We start from the raw sequence: 3,748 nt of genomic DNA on the forward strand, positions 1-3,748 counted from the left end.
GGCGAGCGCGACGCGCTGCTGCTGGCCGCCGGAGAGCGCGCCCGGAAGCCGTTCGGCGAAACTTTCGAGCCGCACCAGGGCGAGCATGTCGGCGACCTTGCGCTTGACCTCGGGGTCGGGCCGGCGGCGGACGCGAAGCGGAAAGGCGACGTTTTCGGCGACGCTCAGATGCGGAAACAGCGTGTAGCGCTGGAACACCATGCCGATGTTGCGCTTGTGCGAGGGCACCGCAAGCAGCGACTTTCCCTGCAACCGGACATCGCCGGAGGTCGGGTCCTGGAAGCCGGCGATCGCATAGAGCGTCGTCGATTTTCCCGAGCCCGACGGGCCGAGGAAGGTCAGGAACTCGCCTTTGGGAATCTCCAGCGTCACATCATGAACGGCGACGAAGGCGCCGAAAGCCTTGCGCAATTTGCGGATCGACAGGAAAGGATCGGTCATGTCTGCAACTTTCGGCGCAAGAGTGCCGTCACCACCATGAGGGCGAGCGTGAGCGCGACCAGCAGGCTGGAGGCGGCGGCAATGACGGGGGTGAGGTCGGAGCGGAGGCTGCCCCAGATCTTGACCGGCAAGGTCTGCAAGGTGGGGCTCGCCATGAAGATCGCCACGACCACCTCGTCCCAGGAGGCGAGGAAGGAAAAGATCGCGGCGGAGAAAATGCCGATGCGGATCGACGGCAAGGTGATCCTGAGCTTGGCCTGGAGCGGGCTGGCGCCGCAGACGATGGCCGCGTCCTCGATCGACTTGTCGAAGCCTTCGAGCGCCGTGGCGATCGGGATGATGGCGAAGGGGAGCGCCAGCACGGTGTGGGCAATGACGAAGCCGACCGTGGTGCCGCCGAGGCCAAGGCGCAGGAAGAAGGCGTAGATGGCGATGGCGAAGACAACGACCGGCAGCACCATCGGCGTCAGCAGCAGGCCGCGCAGAATCTCGCGCCCACGGAACTCACCGCGAACCAGCGCGAAGGAGGCAAGCACGCCGACGGCGACGGCAAGCAGGGCCGTCAGAGCGGCGATGCGGGCGCTGGTCAGCGCCGCCTCGATCCAGGACGGGTCGGCGAACAGCTCCTGATACCATTTCAGCGTCCAGCCCGGCGGCGGGAAGGCCAGCCAGCGCGACGAGCCGAAGGAGAGCAGCACAATGAAGATGACGGGCAGCAGCAGGAAGGCGGCGACGAGCGCGGTGAAGGTCAGCAGTGCAACCTTCAGCCAGCCCAGGCGGTCGTAGTCGAGCAGCATCAGGCGCCTCCCGCGGCTCGTTTTGAGCCGACAAGGCGCAGTTGCAGCGCGTAGAGCGCCATGGTGACGACCAGAAGGATGAAGGCTGCGGCGCTGCCGAGGCCCCAGTTGAGCAGCGACTGGATCATCTGCGCGATCATTTCGGCGAGCATCATGTTCGACGTGCCGCCGAGCAGCGCCGGCGTGACGAAATAGCCGAGCGACATGACGAAGACCATCAGCCCGCCGGCGGCAATGCCAGGAAGCGAGAGCGGCAACAGGATGCGGCGAAAGGCGGCGAGCGGGCTGGCGCCGCAAAGCGCTGCCGCGCGAAGCGTCATTGGATCGATTGCGCGCAGAGTGCCGACCAGTGGCAGGATCATGAACGGCAGCATGATGTAGACCATGCCGATGGTGACGCCGGTAAGGTTGTTGATGAGCGGCAGCGGCTGGTCGGTGATGCCGGTCGCTATCAGCGCCCGGTTGATGACGCCAGTGCGCTGCAAGAGCACCATCCAGGCATAGGTGCGGGTCAAGAGATTGGTCCACATCGACAGGATAATGATGCCGAACAGGATCGAGGCGAGGGCCGGCGGCATGATCGCCAGCATCCAGGCGACCGGAAAGGCGACGAGCACGGTGACGATGGTGACGACGAAGGCGACGAGGAAGGTGTTGAAGAACACCCGCGCGTAGGTGCCGTCGCCGAGCAGCGCAGCGTAATTCTGCAGGCCGGGAGCCGGATCGGTGACGCTGCGCAGGAGCAGCGCCAAAACCGGCACGACGAAGAAGAGCCCGATCAAGGTCAGCGCCGGCAGCAGGCCGCCGACGCCTGCCGGAAGACGCATTCTGGCGATGCTCTGTTCAATTTCCACCGACATAGCGGTATCCCGGGTTGCGAAGCGGGACGGCGGAAGCCGTCCCGCTTCTGTCACGAGAAGGCGGGCGTCATTTCGCCTGCCAGGCGTACCAGCGCGTGGCGATCTCGTCGCGATGCTCGGCCCAGTAGTTCATGTCGAGGTTGATCTGGCCGTCGACATGGGCGTCGGGCAGGCCCTTGACCACGTCGGCGGGCATCTCGGCCTTGGCCTTGGTGTTGATCGGCGCATAGCCGCTCGCCTCGGCGAATTTCGCCTGGCCGGTCGGGCTGGACGCCGCGGCGAGGAACTTCATGGCGGCGTCCTTGTTCTTGGCGCCCTTCGGGACGACGAGAACGTCGGCGGCGGTGAGGTTCTGGTTCCAGGAGACACCGACATCGGCGCCGTCCTTCTCCAGCGCGAAGACGCGGCCGTTCCAGAGCTGGCCGAAGGCGGCCTCGCCGGAGGCGATCAGCTGCTGCGACTCGGCGCCGCCGCCCCACCAGACGATGTCGGACTTGATGGTGTCGAGCTTCTTGAAGGCGCGGTCGAGGTCAAGCGGATAGAGCTTGTCGGCCGGCACGCCGTCTGCCAGCAGCGCGATCTCGATGACGCCTGGCGCCGACCATTTGTAGAAGGTGCGCTTGCCGGGAAATTTCTTGGTGTCGAACATGTCGGCCCAACCGGCCGGCTCGCCGGGGACCGCGCCCTTGTTCCAGGCGAGCACGAAGGAATAGTAGAAGCTGCCGATTGCGTGCTCGTTGCTGAAGCGCGGATCGAGATCGTCCTTCGGCACGACGGCGAAGTCGATCGGCTCGAGCAGCCCGTCCTTGGCCGCCTTGATGGCGAAGTCCATTTCGACGTCGACCACGTCCCAGGTGACGTTCTTGGCGTCGACCATGGCCTTCAGCTTGCCGTAGTCGGTCGGGCCGTCCTGCAGCACCTTGACGCCGGCCGAAGCGGTGAACGGCTCAGCCCAGGATTTGGTCTGGGCTTCCTGGGTCGTGCCGCCCCAGCTGGTGAACACCATTTCCCCGGCCTTGGCGGCCGTCGTTGCAATCAGACCGGCAAGGATGCCGGCGAAAATCAGTTTCATGTCGTTCTCCTCTGACTTTGTGTGTTCCGTTTCTTGTTCTTCAGTGCACCGTCGACAGGCCGCCTCAGCGCATGACGAAGGGATCGGGGATCGGCTCGTCCGATGTGCGGATCCACACCGATTTCGAGCGCGTGTAGTCACGGATGGCGTCGAGGCCGCCTTCTCTGCCGAGGCCGGAGAGGCCATAGCCGCCGAACGGAACCAGCGGCGAGACGGCGCGGTAGGTGTTGACCCAGACCACGCCGGCATGGATGCCGCGGGCCATGCGATGCGCCCTGGCGAGGTTGGTGGTGAAGACACCCGACGCGAGGCCGAAGGGCGTGTCGTTGGCGAGCGCCAGCGCCTCCGCCTCGCTGTCGAAGGCGAGCGCGCTCAGCACCGGTCCGAACAGTTCCTCACGCACGCAGACGAGCGCCTGATCCTGCGCCTCGATGATCGTCGGCGCGTAGTAGAAGCCGCCCGCCTTGCCCTCGGGCCGTGCGCCGCCGGTGATCAGCCGGCCGCCGCCGGCCAGGCTTTCGGCGACGATCGTCTCGATCCGTTCGCGCTGGCGCAAGGTTGCGAGCGGCCCCATTTCG

The 3,748-nt window shown here is 65.8% G+C and carries 5 protein-coding genes; all 5 read right to left on the bottom strand.

Annotated elements, in window-relative coordinates:
* Positions 1 to 441 (bottom strand): ABC transporter ATP-binding protein (locus EOA33_RS27610; protein ID WP_145989309.1); only part of this gene is annotated, 441 nt, incomplete at its 3' end.
* Positions 438 to 1,238 (bottom strand): ABC transporter permease, encoded by an 801-nt coding sequence (locus tag EOA33_RS27615; RefSeq protein WP_127407082.1) that lies wholly within the window; start codon positions 1,236 to 1,238, stop codon positions 438 to 440. The genes EOA33_RS27610 and EOA33_RS27615, both read right to left, overlap by 4 nt.
* Complete coding sequence (locus EOA33_RS27620) at positions 1,238 to 2,065, bottom strand: ABC transporter permease (RefSeq protein WP_245455439.1); 828 nt, start codon at positions 2,063 to 2,065, stop codon at positions 1,238 to 1,240. Before EOA33_RS27620 ends, EOA33_RS27615 begins: the two co-directional genes overlap by 1 nt.
* A gap of 100 nt (positions 2,066 to 2,165) precedes the next feature.
* Positions 2,166 to 3,170, bottom strand: a complete 1,005-nt coding sequence (locus EOA33_RS27625; RefSeq protein WP_126058969.1) for an ABC transporter substrate-binding protein — start codon at positions 3,168 to 3,170, stop codon at positions 2,166 to 2,168.
* Positions 3,171 to 3,234: 64 nt separating this feature from the next.
* Positions 3,235 to 3,748: aldehyde dehydrogenase family protein (locus tag EOA33_RS27630; protein ID WP_127407083.1), on the bottom strand; the 514-nt coding region annotated here is incomplete at its 5' end.

The organism is Mesorhizobium sp. M4A.F.Ca.ET.050.02.1.1 (genome assembly GCF_003997725.1).
Lineage (GTDB): Bacteria > Pseudomonadota > Alphaproteobacteria > Rhizobiales > Rhizobiaceae > Mesorhizobium.

Coding starts and splice junctions, on each gene's coding strand:
- EOA33_RS27615 (WP_127407082.1), bottom strand. CDS start 1,238: ATGCTGCTCGACTACGACCGCCTGGGCTGGCTGAAGGTTGCACTGCTG.
- EOA33_RS27620 (WP_245455439.1), bottom strand. CDS start 2,065: ATGCGTCTTCCGGCAGGCGTCGGCGGCCTGCTGCCGGCGCTGACCTTG.
- EOA33_RS27625 (WP_126058969.1), bottom strand. CDS start 3,170: ATGAAACTGATTTTCGCCGGCATCCTTGCCGGTCTGATTGCAACGACG.